This window comes from Gordonia rhizosphera NBRC 16068 (assembly GCF_000298195.1).
GTDB classification, from domain to species: domain Bacteria; phylum Actinomycetota; class Actinomycetes; order Mycobacteriales; family Mycobacteriaceae; genus Gordonia; species Gordonia rhizosphera.
In genome coordinates, this window is the sequence record NZ_BAHC01000135.1 from 61,521 (window position 1) to 76,232 (window position 14,712).

Sequence of the window (14,712 nt, forward strand, 5' to 3'; positions counted from 1 at the left end):
CGAATCAGTCGGCGAGTGGCCGCATGTGTTCGACAACCTGTTCCCAGGTCTCGAAGCCTTCCTGACCGAAGTGGATGTGGGCGCCCTCGAACTCGTCGACGCCGCGTCCGGTGCGGTCGTCGATGATGAAGGCGCCCGAGTTGAGGTTCTTGTGGTGCGACAGAATCAGCCGTTTGTAGGCGGGTGAGCCCTCCTCGGAGCCGAGGTACTTCTTGACCCAGAGCAGCTTGTCCACCCATGCCGTGGGGTTGTCCCAGGGGGCGGTGGACAGGATGTAGGTGTCGAAGAGTCCGGCGAGTTCGCGGTAGGCCTCGACCGCGCCGGGGTTCGGATCCATCAGCAGGAAGATGCCGGGCGCGTCGTCGTAGTGGCCCTCGTAGTTGGCCTGCAACTCGGGTGCTAAACGGTCGATCCCGGACTGGAAGTCGACGAGTGTGTTGTCCATGTCGACGTAGAGAACCTTCTTCTTCGGTTCGTCGGTCACCGGTTCTTCCTCCTGGTTTCACGTGGAACGGCCGTGCCAGAAGTCTCTCACGTGGCCGTTCTGTGGCGACGGCCTCCATGCCCTGCGGTACGGAGTGTCGCGGCAAATGCATCTGACCAGATGACGCGTTGGTATCGGCGGGTGACAGCATCCTCGCAGCGACGGTCGATCGTCCGCCAAGGATGGGGAGTCATTGTTGTTCGTGTCAGAGAGATTCCGGCTCCTCCGGAATGACCTCGAGTGAAGGAGATTGCACCATGGCGACCAAGAAGCAGACCGCACAGACCCCCGCCCACAAGCGTCGTCGCGTCCACCGCTGGGACCCGCGGACCCGTCGCTGGATCTGGGAATGGAAGTGAGCTGACGCCCGCTCTCACCAGGTACCGGATACCCCGCCGCAGACCGCCGAGATCACCTTCTCGGCGGTCTGCGGCGTCCTATGGTGGAGTGATGAGGTCATCCGACGATGCTGGCCGCCGTCTCGACGCGCTCGATCAGATCGAGGCGATCAAACGGCTCAAGCATCGCTACTGGCGGGCCTGCGACGCCAAGGATCCGGTGACCTTCCGCGCATCCTTCATCAAGTCAGGCGCCCGTATAGACTACGGCCTGCTCGGCACCTTCGACGACGCCGACGCGTTGACCGAGGTCTTCTGTCAGGTCGCACTGCTCACCGTCGACGGCAGCTACGTCATCTTCGATATGCACCACGGACTGCACCCCGACATCACCCTCACCTCCGGCACCACCGCAACCGGCCGCTGGACCCTACAGTTCCGGCAGATCAACCTGCTCGACTGGACCGAGACGCTCATGACCGGCGACTACGACGACGCCTACGTCGTCGAGGAGGGGGAGTGGAAGATGTCGGCCTGCATCTTCACCGAGCGCTGGTCGTTGCGCCGTCCGCTCGGTGACGGTGCCGAACTGCATCCCGGCACCTTCGTCACGTAGTGGTCAGCCGAATCACCCCCGCGGCGGCCACGGGACGAGCATCGAGGTCCTGTGCTGATAGTCGGCATACGCCGCGTACTTCGACGCCGAGATGGACTCGGTGAACTTCGTCGACCCGACGAACAGCAGGCTCAGCAGCAGCGCACCGGCGATGGTCGGGTTGATCGCGCCACCCCAGAACCCGAGGCCTGATGACACCGCGGCCACCGCGCCCAGGCAGTAGACCATCCACCACTGAGCCTGCTCGCAGAAGAAGTTCGGATGGCGGCTGTAGCGAAACAGGCCGGTCGTCAGGAAACCTGGCTCGAGCATGCCGCCTGCCCGTTGTTTGGCCGCATGAAAATTCCACTGCTGCTGGTCGGCGATGGCCTCACCGACCAGAAACATCGCAAACAGCAGTGCGAACACGACGTCCCAGATCGTCAGTGTCGTCGGATGCGCCCACGCCGTGTAGGCGGGCATCGCGATGAGGACCAGCAGCGCGTTCTGGTAGAGCACGATGAAGAACAGATTGAACAGCCGGAACTGGCTGGGTGACATACGTTCTCGCAGCACGGCCCAGCGGTAGTCCTCGACGCCGGCGTAGCCGCCCTTGCGGGCGAAGTTGAAGGTCAGCCGAATGCCCCACACCGTCACCAGGATCGACATCAACACCAGCCGTCCCGCGTCGCGGCCGTCGCTGACCGCGGCGATCGCGAAGACCCACACATAGACGACCGGCACGATCGACCACAGCCGGTCCACCCACGGCGTGTCTCCGGTGATCTCCGAGGCCACCCAGCAGAAGACACACGCCACCGCGGCGATGGCAAGGACGATCCATACCGGTTCCATACTCCGAGAGTAGGGACTATGCGAGTCGATCGTGCGCACTCCAGCGTTGATCGTGCATACCCCAGCGTCGAGCGTGCGCGCCGCAGTGTCGAGCGTGCGCACCGCAACGTCGAGCGTGCGCAGCACTGCGTTGATCGTGCGCGCCGCAGCGTTGATCGTGCGCTCCGCAGTGTCGAGCGTGCGCACCGCAGCGTCGATCGTGCGCGCCGCAGTGTCGAGCGTGCGCGCCGGGTGCGGATGGTCGCCGCGCTTGGCGGATTCACAGCGGTTGGTCGTGACCGTGGCGTGCCGGTAGCGGGGCACAGCCGTGGTGGACGCCGTGCGTTCTGCGGAACGCTGTGCGGTGGCAAACGTTCCGCGGAGCGCCGTGCGTGCGTCCACGCTGATCGTGCGTACCCCAGCGTCGATCGTGCACACCCTGTTGCGGATAATGATTGTCGGGCGTTCCACGGAACACGTTGCGGTACGGCGCCTGTCGTTCAGGGCGTGGGCATCGGCGTTCCGCGGAACGCAACTCAAGACCCGCGAACTGACTGCCGAGACAGAGGAGACCGAGCCGGTCGCCGAATAGAACGTTCCGCGGAATGCAGTGCGCCCAGAACGTTCCGCGGAACGCACCCGCCCGTTCCGCCGAACGCCAGTGCAGTCAGACGTTCCGCGGAACGCGGCGCGCCCCGACTTCAGCCGAACGCAGTCCGCCCAGACGTTCCGCCGAACGCAGTCCACCCCGACGTTCCGCCGAACGCAGTCCACCCCGACGTTCCGCCGAACGCAGTCCACCCCGACGTTCCGCCGAACGCCGGCGCACCGAGACGTTCCGCGGAACGCCGACCCGCACCAAGCGCCCCACACGATCAGCAGCCCTCTATCGGCCGCGGTCGAGAGCGTCACCAGAACCCGAGTGCGCCGGAGACGGTGTCGTGAGCGGTAGCGTCGCATCTATGTTGGATCATGTCGCCCTCCAATGCGCCGACGTCGCCGCCGCGGCCGAGTTCTACACCACAGTCTTCGCGCCGCTCGGCGTCCACGAGGCGATGCGCTACGACAACGACGGTCTGGTCGTCGGCCTCGCCGGACCGGACGGCTTCCCGAAGCTGTGGCTCGGTCCACTCGTCGACCACGGAGACCGCCCCATCCATCTCGCCCTGACCGCACCGAGCCGCACAGCGGTCGACGACGTGTTCGCGGCCGCGCAGTCGTGGGGAACCGAGATCCTGCACGAACCCCGGCTATGGCCCGAGTATCACCCCGGCTACTACGGCGTCTTCTTCCGCGATCCCGACGGCAACAACGTCGAGGCCGTCCATCACGGATTCGATGTAGGAGCGGTCCCGTGACGCCTCCGGGCCCGCCTCGCTCGGGCGGCCCGCCCCACTCGGGCGGGCCGCGACGGTCGTGGCGTCCGTGGTCGGTGGCGCTGGCCGCCACGATTGCGGTGGGGCTGCTCGCGAGTGTCGTGGTGTTGGCTCGTGCGCAATCGAGTTCGGACGAATCGTCGGCTGGGCCGGAGGGCACGATGACGGTGCCGGCGAGCGAAAGTCAGATGGCCCAGGAGGGTTTGTGGGATCCGCACGATGTGCCGGACTCGGCGATCCACGCATTGGGTGGAGATCCGACGAGACCGCGATGCAATTTCGTGGAGAACGTGAGGGAATGCGCGTGGGACGCGCACGACGCGCAGGGTGGCCGGTACAGCCTCTACGTTTGGCTGTCGACGTCGTCGTTGGTCGAATTGAACAACCGCACCGATTTTGCGGCGAAGTCACCGACAACTGTCGGGGCGCGGCCGGCTCTGAGGTATCACCTGGCGGGTGACAGCTTCGACAATCGGTGCATGATCTCGTGGGGCACATCGTTCGGCACGACGTCCGCGGGTATCGAGCAGTTGGACACCGACCGTGACGACCAGCCAGTCGACACGTGCGCCCTGGCAGTGGCGTGGGCAGAGGAACTCGTCACCTCGACGCCGGGGTAGACGACCTCGGCAGGGCCGATCATCGATCCTCGCCGTCCAGCGGTGGCGTCGGCGAGATGTCGCTGCGCCACTGGCCGGTGATCTCGTCGATCTTGGCACCGGTCGTGGGTGCGAAGCGGGAATCGTCGAATCGCGGTTGGCCATCGCGCATCAGGTTGTACTTGGCGAGCTGATCGCGCACCGGATCCTTGAGTTCGGCCAGGATGAGTGTGATGTCGTGCGCGAGTAGGTAATCGTCGAGTTCGACGAGTTCGTCGACGGCGGTGGCGTCGATACCGACGATGGGTTCGGCCGCCAGGATGACTGTGTGGAGGGTGCGCCCGGCTTTGCGTGCCTCGCGGACCTTGCCCTTGACATAGTTGTCGAAGATCGTGCCGTTGGCGAAGAACAGTGGCGCGTCGAACCTGACGATCAGCACGCCCTCGATGTGTTCGGCCTCGGGGTAGCGGGTGATGTCGTGGTAGCCGCGGACTCCCGGTACGCGGCCCAGTTCGGTCCGGTAGGGCCGCCACGCCAGGTTGATGAACGCCACGAATGACAGCCCGATGGCGACGACGATGCCCTGCAGCACACCCAGGAAGACGACGCCGAGAAAGGACGCGATCGCGAGTGAACCCTCCACCCAGTTCACCCGGAAGAGCGCGCCGACCCCGCTGAAGGTCACCAGCGAGGTGGCCGCCGCGATCACCACCGCAGCCAGGGCCGCCGAGGGCAGATAGGCGGTGACGCCCGGCGCGAGGAACAGGAACACCACGATCAGCAACGCCCCTACGACGGAGGTCAGTTGAGTTCGCGCACCCGACGATTCGGCGACCGGGGTGCGTGACGACGATGCCGACACGGCGAAACCGCTGGTGAATCCATTGGCGATGTTCACGAGGCCGATGGCCGCCATCTCCTGGCTGCCGTTGACCGTGTAGCCGCCGCGGGCGGCGAAGGTCCGCGACAGCACGCTCGTGTCGGCGAACGCGATGAGCGCGATGCCGACCGCCGGCCCGATCAGCTGCACGACGTCGCCCCAGTCGACACCGGTCAGATCCATCGTCGGGAGTCCCTGCGGCATGGCCCCGACCACGGGTACCTCGTCGGTCAGCCCGAACGCCGACACCACGATGATCGGAATGACCACGGCGAACAGTACGCCTGGAATCGATCTACGCCACCACCGGATAACCAGGATCACGGCGAGGCAGGACGCGCCGATCGTCGTCGGCAGCCATTGCACCTCGCCGCCCGCGATTCCCTGCGCGATGTCGACGATCTCGTCGATGGGTGTCTCGCCCTCGATGCTGAAGCCGAAGATCTTCGGCAGCTGGCTGAGCACGACGACGAGCGCGATGCCGTTGAGGTAGCCGATGCGGATCGGTTTGGAGAGCAGGTCGGTGACGAATCCCAGCCGGAGCAGACCCGCGACCAGCAGCACGATGCCGACCTCGATGGACAGCACGGCCGCCAACGCCACGCGTTCGCTGTCGAGCGCGGCCAGCGGAATGATGGCGGCGGCGATGATGGGCGCGAGGGAGGAGTCGGGGCCGAGGACCAGGATGCGGGACGGCCCGACGACCGCGTAGACGAGCAGCGGCACGATCGTCGCGTACAGACCGGTGACCGGCGGCAGGCCGGAGACCTCGGCATATCCCATGCCGGCGGGGATCAGCAGCGCGGTCAGCACGATGCCGGCGACCAGGTCACCGCGCAGCCAGGAGCGCTCATAGCTACGCAGCACCGTCAGACCGGGTAGGAAGCGACCCATGCGGGACAGCTCTTTCGTGTCGTCGGGCATGGGGTGATTATTGCGCGATGGTCACGGGGCCCGCGGTCTGTTCGAGCGTCGCTTCCCGTCGACCGTGCTCAGAATTCCGTCGAGTGGGCAGAGAATCTCCTCGACCGTGCGCCGGGGCCGAGTCGCCGTGCTGTCGCATGGGCGAGGTCGACGGTGATGTGCGAGTTGTAGCCGGGCATCGCGACCCGCTGTCCGTCACCCGACAATCCGCGGCCAGGTCGAAGTAGCGTTGCCAGTGCGGCGGTAGGGCCCCACCGGTGAACTCGGCATGGATCGCGCGGAGGAACCGAGCAAGCCCAGACTGATCACCGATGCCCACGCCGGATGTTCGAATACCGCGGGATGGTTCTGCATCGGCATCACCGCATCCCGTTCGTTACGGCGAGGCCGAGCGGGAACAGTCCACGCCGATCCTTTTGTGCCACCAGAGTATTGGTCACCGCCCAGAGCCGTGCGACGTGCTGGCGCAGCCGTTGGAGCGCAGGCTGCGGAGGTTCACCGGCGATGTCGGAGGCCGAGTCGATCGAAGCGACGTCGGCCCCCGACAGGGGAGTGCCGCACGCGACGTTCGGGGCCGCCGACGCGGTGACCGCGGGTGCCACAGCGAACACGACCGCCCCCACGACGACGGTCAGGAGAATGTGAGGTGATGCCATTGGCCGAGAGAGTAAGGTCCCGGGGTCGTCGGACCGGGTCATGTCCGCTATATCGGTCTCGCGCCGCCCGTCGTGGCGAACGCCCGCAACCAGTCCAGCCACTCCGACAGGCCCTCGCCGGACTTGGCGCTCAGTGCGATCACCCGCGCGGCCGGATTCACCTGGGCGATCGCGGCGCGGTAGGCGTCGAGATCCACGTCCAGATACGGCACTAGGTCGATCTTGTTGAGCAGCACCAGATCGACCGACCGGAACATCACGGGATACTTCAGCGGTTTGTCCTCGCCCTCGGTGACCGAGTACACCATCGCCTTCGCGTGCTCGCCGACGTCGAATTCGGCCGGACAGACCAGGTTTCCGACGTTCTCGATCAGCACCAGGTCCAGGTCGGCGAGGTCGAGGCCCTGCAGCGCCCGGTTGACCATCGGCGCGTCGAGGTGACACTCACCGCCGAACCCGTTGTTGGTGTTCAACAACGAGATCTGCGCCCCCTTGCCCTGCAGGCGGGCGGCATCGAGGTCGGTGGCGATGTCGCCCTCGATGATGCCGATCGGGATGTCGCCGCCCAGCGCGTCGAGGGTCGCGGCGACGATGCTGGTCTTCCCCGACCCGGGTGAACTCATCAGGTTCAGCACCCGCGCGCCGTTGGCCTTGAAGATCTCGCGGTTGATGTCGGCGCGGCGATCGTTCTCGGTGAAGATGGCCTCGAGCACGTCGACACGTTCGGAACCCGTGTCGTACGAGCTCAGATCCCCGAACTCACTGGAGGCCACATCGTCGACCGCACGCGCCGTCGCGGTCAGCCCGGACAGGTCGTAGGTGTCTTCGTGGCTGTGCGCATCAGAACCCGCCGCATGCGAATGCGTGGTCCCGTCGGCGTGGGTGTGCGTGTGGTCGTCGTCGTGGCGATGGAAACGGCCCATGGTCAAGCTCTTTCCGGGGTGGTCGCAGCAGAGGACGAAGCAGCGGAGGGGGAAGCAGAACGGACATCGATGGACGTGATCAGGAATTCTTCCCCGCCGACCACCGAAACCTCGGAGCTCCCGCAGACGGGGCAGCTGGTTGAATACCGCGACTCGATGTCAGACGTCACCGAGCACGACGCGCAGGACACCGATGCCGGCACCGGGTCGATCTCCAGCCGCGCACCGTCGAACCCCTCCTGCGCGGCGACGAGGTCCCAGCAGAACGTCAGCGTCTCCGGAATCACCTGTCGCAGCGCCCCGATGCGCACGTGGATCACCGACACCTCGCGGTCCGCGGCGTGCGGGCGCACCACTCCGGCAATCGCGTGACACAGCGACAGTTCGTGCACCGTTTCACCTCCGCAGCGTCTGCGACGGGGCCTCGCCGAAGCGTTCCCGGTAGGCGGCGGCGAAGTTGCCGAGGTGGGTGAAACCCCAGTTCAGCGCGACGTCGGAGACGGTGACCCCGTCGGTGGGCAGCGAATCGGCGAGGGTGTCGTGCACGCGGTCGAGCCGGCAGTTGCGGATGTAGGCCGACGGCGTGGTGTGCAGTTCCTCGCGGAACCCCTGCTGCAGCGACCGCTCGCTCACGCCGGCCGCCTCCACGACGTCGGCCATGGCGATGCGTTCGGCGAGATGCCCGTCGATGTAGTCGATCGCCTTGCGCACAGTCCGCCGGGCCACCGGATGCGGTTGCGCGACCAGATCGTCACGGTAGGTCGAGGGCTGCACATACAGCAGCGTGGACACCAACAGTTCCTCCACCGCCCCCACACCCACACCCTGGTGCAGCAGCGACGCCGAATAGAAGAGTTCGGTGGTCAGCAGCTGCACCGCACTGTGCCAGCGTGACGCGGCGTCGCCGGTGAGGTCGAAGCCGGGGCCGAACCGGATGGGATCGTGCACCGCCCGCCCACGCAGCCGCGACAGGTACGCGTTGGTGCGGATCGCGCCGAACAGCAGCACCAGCAGCGTGGAGTCGATCCCCGGCACCCCTTGTAGCTGATCACCCGGGTTGGAGACCATCGCATGCGTTGCCGACGTCGTGACCGCCTCCCCGTTGACGCGCCAGTCGGTCGAGCCGCTCATCTGCATGTAGACGCCGTAGTGGTCGCCGTGCCGCGGGATGTGAAGCTCGGCGGCCGCGAGGTCGAGATAGAGCAGCGAGATGTCGCGGGTCCGGACGCCGTGCACGACGGCATGAAACGCGTGGTCGCCGCTGATCGTCACGTCGATCGTGTCGACGCCGAAGATGCGCGGCAGCTCCTGGCGGGCGGCGGCGAGGTCGTCGGTGTCGAGGATCGGCCGGTGTTCGAGCGCCGGCGGCACACCGCGCGGACGCACCCGACGCTGTACCGGATTGCTCGTGCGGAGTGCGTTGACGCGGCGCGGATTGTGCAGAACCGACATCGCACCTCCTTCGGGTATCCATTGTGCGGGCTTTCGCGCGATGGACAAGGAGTTTGCGGGATTTGGACAACCGCTGCGGATTCGCGATTGTGAAGCCTCGTCGCGCGGTACTACGGTTCGTGTGATCGGGGTCTCATTTCCGGATACCCACGGTGCACCAGGCCCCTTTATGGAGGATCCATGACCACAGTGGTGTCCCTGGTGAACGACGACGCCGACGCCGCCGAGCAGCGTCGTAAGGCCCTCGCGGACCGCATGGCCGAACCCGAGGTCGCCGATGCGCTGCTCTCGCTCCTCGACCACGCCGACCTGCTCGCCGTCCTCGTCGAGGGTCTCGACGGTCTCCTCCAGCGCGGCGACGATCTGTCCAACACGCTCGTCGACGCGCTGACCGAGCTGCGCGCCACCGTCGAGGCCGACGACAGCCCGTTCGCCGCGGTCGACCTCACCGAGATCGGCCGCACCCTGCGCACCGCGATGGAACTCGCCGCCGACGTGACCCCCGCGCTCGGCACGCTCAAGGACTCCGGGGTGTTCTCCCCGGACACCGTCGGCGCCGTCGGACGTCTCGGCGGCGCGTTGGCGTCGGCGGACGTCGCCTACCGGGCGGGACGAACGCCGACGACCATGCGCGGCGTGCTCGGCGGTCTGCGCGACAAGCAGGTTCGGGCCGGGCTCGGCTATCTCGTCGGTGTCGCGAAGGCGCTGGGGGCGTCCTCGTCCCAGCCGCCACCGGGCCTGAACTCGGATGCCGGTCGATCCCATTCACCTCAGGCAAGCGAAGGAGTGCGCTGATGGCATCGGTGCTGTGGTTCCAGGGCGGCGCATGTTCGGGCAACACCATGTCCTTCCTCAATGCCGAGGAACCGAGCGTCGTCGACCTGATCGTCGACTTCGGTCTCGAGGTGCTGTGGCATCCGTCGCTGGGTCTCGAACTCGGTGACCAGGCGCAGAAGATCTTCCGCGACTGCGCATCCGGGGAACGGCCACTGGACATCTTCGTGTTCGAGGGCACCGTCATCGAGGGCCCCGACGGCAGTGGCCGCTACGACATGTTCGCCGAACGCCCGATGAAGGACTGGGTCACCGAACTGGCCAACGCCGCGTCGGTGGTCGTCGCCATCGGCGACTGCGCCTGCTGGGGCGGCATCCCGGCCACCGAACCCAACCCCAGCGACTCCACGGGCATGCAGTTCCACAAACGCAACCGCGGTGGATTCCTGGGCGCGGACTGGAAGTCGAAGTCGGGCCTGCCGATCATCAACATCCCGGGCTGCCCGGCCCACCCGGACTGGATCACCCAGATCCTCGTGGCGCTCGCGACCGGGCGCGCCGGCGACATCGAACTCGACGAATTACATCGTCCGCAAACGTTTTTCAAGTCCTTCACGCAGACCGGCTGCACCCGGGTGCAGTTCTTCGACTACAAGCAGTCGACGATGGCGTTCGGCGAGGGCACCCGCACCGGCTGCCTGTTCTACGAATTCGGTTGCCGCGGACCGATGACACACTCGCCGTGCAACCGCATCCTGTGGAACCGGCAGTCGTCGAAGACCCGCGCCGGCATGCCGTGTACCGGGTGCACCGAACCCGAGTTCCCGTTCTTCGATCTCGCGCCGGGCACCGTGTTCAAAACCCAGAAGGTCAGCGGCACCATCCCGAAGGAGGTACCCGAGGGAACCGACCATCTCACCTACATGGCGCAGGCGGCTGCGGCCCGGGTCGCCGCCCCGAGATGGAGCAAAGAGGACATGTTCGTCGTCTGAGCACCGGCCCCACCCCCGTCCACCTCCGACCGATGCCGAGAAGGGCACCATGACAACAACTTCCGAACCGCAGGTCTCCATCGACCTCTTCGTCAGCCCGCTCGGCCGGGTCGAGGGCGACCTCGACGTCCGGGTGCACATCGACGACGGTGTGGTGACGTCGGCATGGACACAGGCCGCGATGTTCCGCGGCTTCGAGATGATCCTGCGCGGCAAGGACCCGCAGGCCGGGCTCATCGTCACCCCGCGGATCTGCGGTATCTGCGGTGGTAGCCACCTGTACAAGGCGTCCTATGCCCTCGACACCGCCTGGCAGACGACGATGCCGCACAACGCCACCCTGATCCGCAACATCGGGCAGGCCTGCGAAACCCTGCAGAGCATCCCGCGCTACTTCTACGCCCTGTTCGCCATCGACCTCACCCACCCCAAGTACTCCGGGTCGGAGCTCTACGAGGAGGCATGCCGCCGGTTCACCATCTACACCGGCACCAGTTATCAACCGGGCGTGGTGCTGTCGGGAAAGCCGGTCGAGGTGTACGCGATCTTCGGTGGGCAGTGGCCGCATTCGTCGTTCATGGTGCCCGGCGGCGTGATGTGCGCACCCACGCTGGCCGACGTCACCCGCTCCATCGCGATCCTCGAGCACTGGAAGGACAACTGGCTCGAGAAGCACTGGCTCGGCTGCAGCGTCGACCGCTGGCTGGAGAACAAGACCTGGGAGGACGTGCTCGCCTGGGTGGAAGAGGACGCCGCGCACTACAACTCCGATTGTGGCTTCTTCATCCGCTACTGCCTCGACGTCGGCCTCGACAAGTACGGCGCCGGTGTCGGCAACTACCTTGCGACCGGCACCTACTTCGAGCCGTCACTCTACGAACAGCCCACCGTCGAGGGCCGGAATGCGGCGCTGATCAACCGATCCGGCGTCTACGTCGCCGGCCAGTACCACGAGTTCGATCACCTCAAGGTCGCCGAGGACGTGACGCACTCCTTCTACAACGGCAGCCGGGCACTGCATCCGTGGGAAGGGGAGACCGACCCGATCGACCCGGAGAAGGGCAAGTCGGCCGGCAAGTACTCCTTCGCCAAGTCACCGCGCTACGACGTGTTCGGCACCGGCACCGGCATCCCGCTGGAGGCCGGACCGCTCGCCCGCCGGATCGCGGCGTCGGCACCCGGTGCGGGACCCCATCAGGACGACGACCCGCTGTTCAAGAACCTGATCGACACGATCGGCCCGAGCGTCTTCGTCCGCCAGCTCGCCCGCATGCACGAGGCACCCAAGTACTACAAGTGGGCACGCGGCTGGCTCGACGAGATCGACCTGCAGGAGAGTTTCTACAGCAAGCCCGTGGAACCGGAGTCGGGCAAGGGATTCGGGTCCACCGAGGCCGCACGCGGTGCGCTGTCGGACTGGATCGTCCTGGACAAGGGCAAGATCGCCAACTATCAGGTGGTCACCCCGACCGCCTGGAACATCGGCCCGCGCGACAAGGACGGCGTGCTCGGCCCGATCGAGCAGGCACTGGTCGGCACCCCGATCCACGACATCAACGATCCCGTCGAACTCGGTCACGTCGCCCGGTCCTTCGACTCGTGCCTGGTGTGCACCGTGCACGCTTACGACGCGAAGACCGGCAAGGAGATGTCGAAGTTCGTGGTGAACTCGATGCTCTGATGCCGCCATCGACAGCATCGGATCACACAACCCCGGCGCGGAACTCCGCCCCCAGCGACCTGCTGGCCGATGACCCCAACCCACCCGAGCCGGTCGACCTCGTCGTGGTCGGCTGCGGCAACCTGCTGCGCGGCGACGATGCGCTGGGCCCCTTGGTGATCCGCTGGCTCTGGGACCGCCGCGGGCTGCACGACGGGGTGCGGCTCGTCGACGGTGGCACCGCCGGCATGGATGTGGCGTTCGCGTTGCGGGGTGCGCAGCGGGTGATCATCGTCGACGCCGCCAACACCGGTTCGGAGCCCGGCACCGTGTTCCGGTTGCCGGGCGAGCAGCTCGGTGACATCGGCCCCGATCCCGGGGTGCACACCCACTCCTTCCGGTGGGATCACGCGCTCGGCTTCGCCCGCTGGATGCTCGGGGACATGTGCCCGACCGACATCACCGTGTACCTCGTCGAGGTCGAGAGCCTGATCCCGGCCGACGCACTGACCCCGCGGGTGCAGGCCGCGGCCGAGCGCGTCGTCACGATGATCACCGACAGCTACCCGCGCGCCGGCGACCTCGACGACCCGTACGCCGAGATCACCGGCGACGGCGGCCTGCACCTCGACGCCGACGTCGCCGCCCGGTTCTTCCCCGCCGACTCGGTCGCCGCCCGCTGCGACGGCGACGACCTGGTGCTCTACCCGCTACACTCCACCGCCGCGGGTGGTCTGCTCCTCAAACAGCGGAACGCGGCCGGCGACCGCGCCACCCTCATCCACCACGTCTTCGACGATGCCGAACGTGCCCTCCCGGTGGGACGTTTCCCGCTACGGTGGGACGACGACAGCAAGACGGCACGTCTTCGGGTGGGAGATCAGTAGATGGCGAGAGTTCAGATTCTCACCGGCGACGACGCGCTCGAGCCGCACCTGCCGCGGACCGCGACGCCTCCACCACCGACGACGTCACCCGATCCTCCCGTCGACGTTCAGCCGATCGGCGTCTTCGCCTATCCGGCCGGGTTGCTGGTCATCCTCGGCGACGACTTCGTCTCTCTGCGTGCACAATTGGTGTCCGGCCACCGACCGGTGTCGTGGCCGCCGGAGCTGGCCGGCGTCGGCGCCGCCTACGCGGGGCAGTTCGACCAGGCCGTCGAACTCCTCGACGCGCGGGCCCAGACCACCGATCATCCGCTCGACTGGCTCAACCTCGCCGCCCTCGCCCCCGAACGCGTCGACCTCGAACGCCTCCGGCGGCGGATAGACCCAGCGTGGGCAAGCTACGCGCAACTGGTCCTCGCTCACCTCGGCCAGGCCGAGATCCCCGCCATCGACCTCGCCGCCCCCGCCGAGGTCCGAGCGCTGGTCGCCGCCGCGCTGGCCACCGAGGCCGACGACCCCGCCGAGGTCGTCGGGCTGCTGGACATCGCCGCCGACGACTCCGACGACTCCCCCGCGCTGCACGCACTGATCCTCGCCGCCCGTGCCGACGCCCTGCGACAGTGCGGACGCGGCACCGACGCGATCACCGATCTGCGCACGGCCCTCGAGTTCCTGGCCGACACCGACCTGCGGGTCGCCCGCGCCGAGATGCATCTCGCGCTCGGGCAACTACTGCACGAACACGCCGCCGAGACAGATGCGCCGCTCGCGGATGCCGCCGCCCAGTTTCAATCCTGTCTGCAGGCCATCGAATCCGTGGAGGCGCCGCTCACCTGGGCGGCCGCACACGTCGACCTCGCCGCGGTCTACCTGACGATGCCGATGCTGCGTGCCTCCGACCAGCTGCGGGTCGCTGTCGCCACCCAGTCGCTGCGCAAGGCGTTGCGCGTCTACACCCGCGACGATCACCCCGCCGAATGGGCGGCCACCAGCGTCAACCTCGCCAACGCGCTGGTCTACGCGCCCAGCGGACATCAGCAGGACAACCTCGTGGAGGCGGTCAACCTGTACGGCGAGGTGCTTGCGACCCGCGACCCCGACCGCGATCCGCTCGGCTACGGCCGCGTGCTCGCCAACCAGGGCAACGTGCTGGCCCACCTCGGGATGTTCGCCGACGCCACCGCCGCCCTGCACGAGGCCCGCTACCTCTTCGAGACCGCCGGCGCAGACGACATGGTCCGCGCTGTGCGCGGCGTGCTCGACGAGATCGCCCGCACCCAGGCCCTCAACACAGCGCTTGACAGTGCGCCCGACATTCCGGCCGAGGCGGAGGGCTGA

General features: G+C 67.1%; 15 protein-coding genes. 8 read left to right on the forward strand and 7 right to left on the reverse strand.

From position 1 onward, the window contains the following. Window positions 1-4: 4 nt before the first annotated feature. Window positions 5-484, reverse strand: a complete 480-nt coding sequence (locus tag GORHZ_RS17025) for a 5' nucleotidase, NT5C type (RefSeq protein ID WP_006335038.1) — start codon at window positions 482-484, stop codon at window positions 5-7. 450 nt (window positions 485-934) lie between these two features. Here GORHZ_RS17025 and GORHZ_RS17030 point away from each other — a divergent pair, with 450 nt between their 5' ends. After that, a complete protein-coding gene (locus GORHZ_RS17030; RefSeq protein ID WP_006335039.1) occupies window positions 935-1,438 on the forward strand; it encodes a nuclear transport factor 2 family protein in 504 nt (167 codons plus the stop codon). Between the two features lie 12 nt (window positions 1,439-1,450). Here the strand turns inward: GORHZ_RS17030 and GORHZ_RS17035 are convergent, their stop codons facing one another. Next, window positions 1,451-2,653: a DUF1295 domain-containing protein gene (locus tag GORHZ_RS17035; protein ID WP_006335040.1), complete on the reverse strand. Its 1,203-nt coding sequence runs from the start codon at window positions 2,651-2,653 to the stop codon at window positions 1,451-1,453. Window positions 2,654-3,213: 560 nt separating this feature from the next. Between GORHZ_RS17035 and GORHZ_RS17050 the strand changes: the two genes are divergently transcribed. Continuing rightward, a complete protein-coding gene (locus GORHZ_RS17050) occupies window positions 3,214-3,609 on the forward strand; it encodes a VOC family protein (RefSeq protein WP_006335041.1) in 396 nt (131 codons plus the stop codon). After that, window positions 3,606-4,247, forward strand: a complete 642-nt coding sequence (locus tag GORHZ_RS17055) for a DUF3558 family protein (protein WP_006335042.1) — start codon at window positions 3,606-3,608, stop codon at window positions 4,245-4,247. The genes GORHZ_RS17050 and GORHZ_RS17055 overlap by 4 nt, the downstream gene beginning before the upstream one ends. Window positions 4,248-4,266: 19 nt before the next feature. Here GORHZ_RS17055 and GORHZ_RS17060 read toward each other — a convergent pair whose 3' ends face one another. The 5 genes from GORHZ_RS17060 to GORHZ_RS17080 all read right to left on the reverse strand — a co-directional run bounded on the left by GORHZ_RS17060 (window position 4,267) and on the right by GORHZ_RS17080 (window position 9,061). Beyond that, window positions 4,267-6,030 (reverse strand): SulP family inorganic anion transporter, encoded by a 1,764-nt coding sequence (locus GORHZ_RS17060; RefSeq protein ID WP_006335043.1) that lies wholly within the window; start codon window positions 6,028-6,030, stop codon window positions 4,267-4,269. Window positions 6,031-6,389: 359 nt separating this feature from the next. Further along, window positions 6,390-6,686: a hypothetical protein gene (locus tag GORHZ_RS29550; RefSeq protein ID WP_051998975.1), complete on the reverse strand. Its 297-nt coding sequence runs from the start codon at window positions 6,684-6,686 to the stop codon at window positions 6,390-6,392. Window positions 6,687-6,733: 47 nt separating this feature from the next. Further along, window positions 6,734-7,609 carry a hydrogenase nickel incorporation protein HypB gene (gene hypB, locus GORHZ_RS17070; RefSeq protein ID WP_006335045.1) on the reverse strand — a complete coding sequence of 292 codons (876 nt, stop codon included), beginning with the start codon at window positions 7,607-7,609 and terminating at the stop codon, window positions 6,734-6,736. 2 nt (window positions 7,610-7,611) lie between these two features. After that, window positions 7,612-8,001 (reverse strand): hydrogenase maturation nickel metallochaperone HypA, encoded by a 390-nt coding sequence (locus GORHZ_RS17075; RefSeq protein ID WP_006335046.1) that lies wholly within the window; start codon window positions 7,999-8,001, stop codon window positions 7,612-7,614. Window positions 8,002-8,005: 4 nt separating this feature from the next. After that, on the reverse strand, window positions 8,006-9,061 hold the full coding sequence (locus GORHZ_RS17080) for an AraC family transcriptional regulator (RefSeq protein WP_006335047.1): 1,056 nt from the start codon (window positions 9,059-9,061) through the stop codon (window positions 8,006-8,008). A gap of 180 nt (window positions 9,062-9,241) precedes the next feature. On the opposite strand from GORHZ_RS17080, the gene GORHZ_RS17085 reads away from it, so the two are divergent. Genes GORHZ_RS17085 through GORHZ_RS17105 form a run of 5 tightly spaced genes read left to right on the forward strand, consistent with a single transcriptional unit; the run spans window position 9,242 to window position 14,712 of the window. Continuing rightward, a complete protein-coding gene (locus GORHZ_RS17085; protein ID WP_006335049.1) occupies window positions 9,242-9,856 on the forward strand; it encodes a DUF1641 domain-containing protein in 615 nt (204 codons plus the stop codon). Next, complete coding sequence (locus GORHZ_RS17090) at window positions 9,856-10,827, forward strand: NADH-quinone oxidoreductase subunit B family protein (RefSeq protein ID WP_006335050.1); 972 nt, start codon at window positions 9,856-9,858, stop codon at window positions 10,825-10,827. The genes GORHZ_RS17085 and GORHZ_RS17090 overlap by 1 nt, the downstream gene beginning before the upstream one ends. Window positions 10,828-10,876: 49 nt before the next feature. Continuing rightward, entirely contained in the window at window positions 10,877-12,508 is a 1,632-nt protein-coding gene (locus tag GORHZ_RS17095) for a nickel-dependent hydrogenase large subunit (RefSeq protein ID WP_006335051.1), read from the forward strand. Beyond that, window positions 12,508-13,374, forward strand: coding sequence for a hydrogenase maturation protease (locus GORHZ_RS17100; RefSeq protein WP_006335052.1), 867 nt, complete (start codon window positions 12,508-12,510; stop codon window positions 13,372-13,374). The genes GORHZ_RS17095 and GORHZ_RS17100 overlap by 1 nt, the downstream gene beginning before the upstream one ends. Beyond that, window positions 13,375-14,712, forward strand: a complete 1,338-nt coding sequence (locus GORHZ_RS17105; RefSeq protein WP_006335053.1) for a tetratricopeptide repeat protein — start codon at window positions 13,375-13,377, stop codon at window positions 14,710-14,712.

Coding starts and splice junctions, on each gene's coding strand:
- GORHZ_RS17030 (WP_006335039.1), top strand. CDS start 935: ATGAGGTCATCCGACGATGCTGGCCGCCGTCTCGACGCGCTCGATCAG.
- GORHZ_RS17050 (WP_006335041.1), top strand. CDS start 3,214: ATGTTGGATCATGTCGCCCTCCAATGCGCCGACGTCGCCGCCGCGGCC.
- GORHZ_RS17060 (WP_006335043.1), bottom strand. CDS start 6,030: ATGCCCGACGACACGAAAGAGCTGTCCCGCATGGGTCGCTTCCTACCC.
- GORHZ_RS29550 (WP_051998975.1), bottom strand. CDS start 6,686: ATGGCATCACCTCACATTCTCCTGACCGTCGTCGTGGGGGCGGTCGTG.
- hypB (WP_006335045.1), bottom strand. CDS start 7,609: ATGGGCCGTTTCCATCGCCACGACGACGACCACACGCACACCCACGCC.
- GORHZ_RS17080 (WP_006335047.1), bottom strand. CDS start 9,061: ATGTCGGTTCTGCACAATCCGCGCCGCGTCAACGCACTCCGCACGAGC.
- GORHZ_RS17085 (WP_006335049.1), top strand. CDS start 9,242: ATGACCACAGTGGTGTCCCTGGTGAACGACGACGCCGACGCCGCCGAG.
- GORHZ_RS17090 (WP_006335050.1), top strand. CDS start 9,856: ATGGCATCGGTGCTGTGGTTCCAGGGCGGCGCATGTTCGGGCAACACC.
- GORHZ_RS17095 (WP_006335051.1), top strand. CDS start 10,877: ATGACAACAACTTCCGAACCGCAGGTCTCCATCGACCTCTTCGTCAGC.
- GORHZ_RS17100 (WP_006335052.1), top strand. CDS start 12,508: ATGCCGCCATCGACAGCATCGGATCACACAACCCCGGCGCGGAACTCC.
- GORHZ_RS17105 (WP_006335053.1), top strand. CDS start 13,375: ATGGCGAGAGTTCAGATTCTCACCGGCGACGACGCGCTCGAGCCGCAC.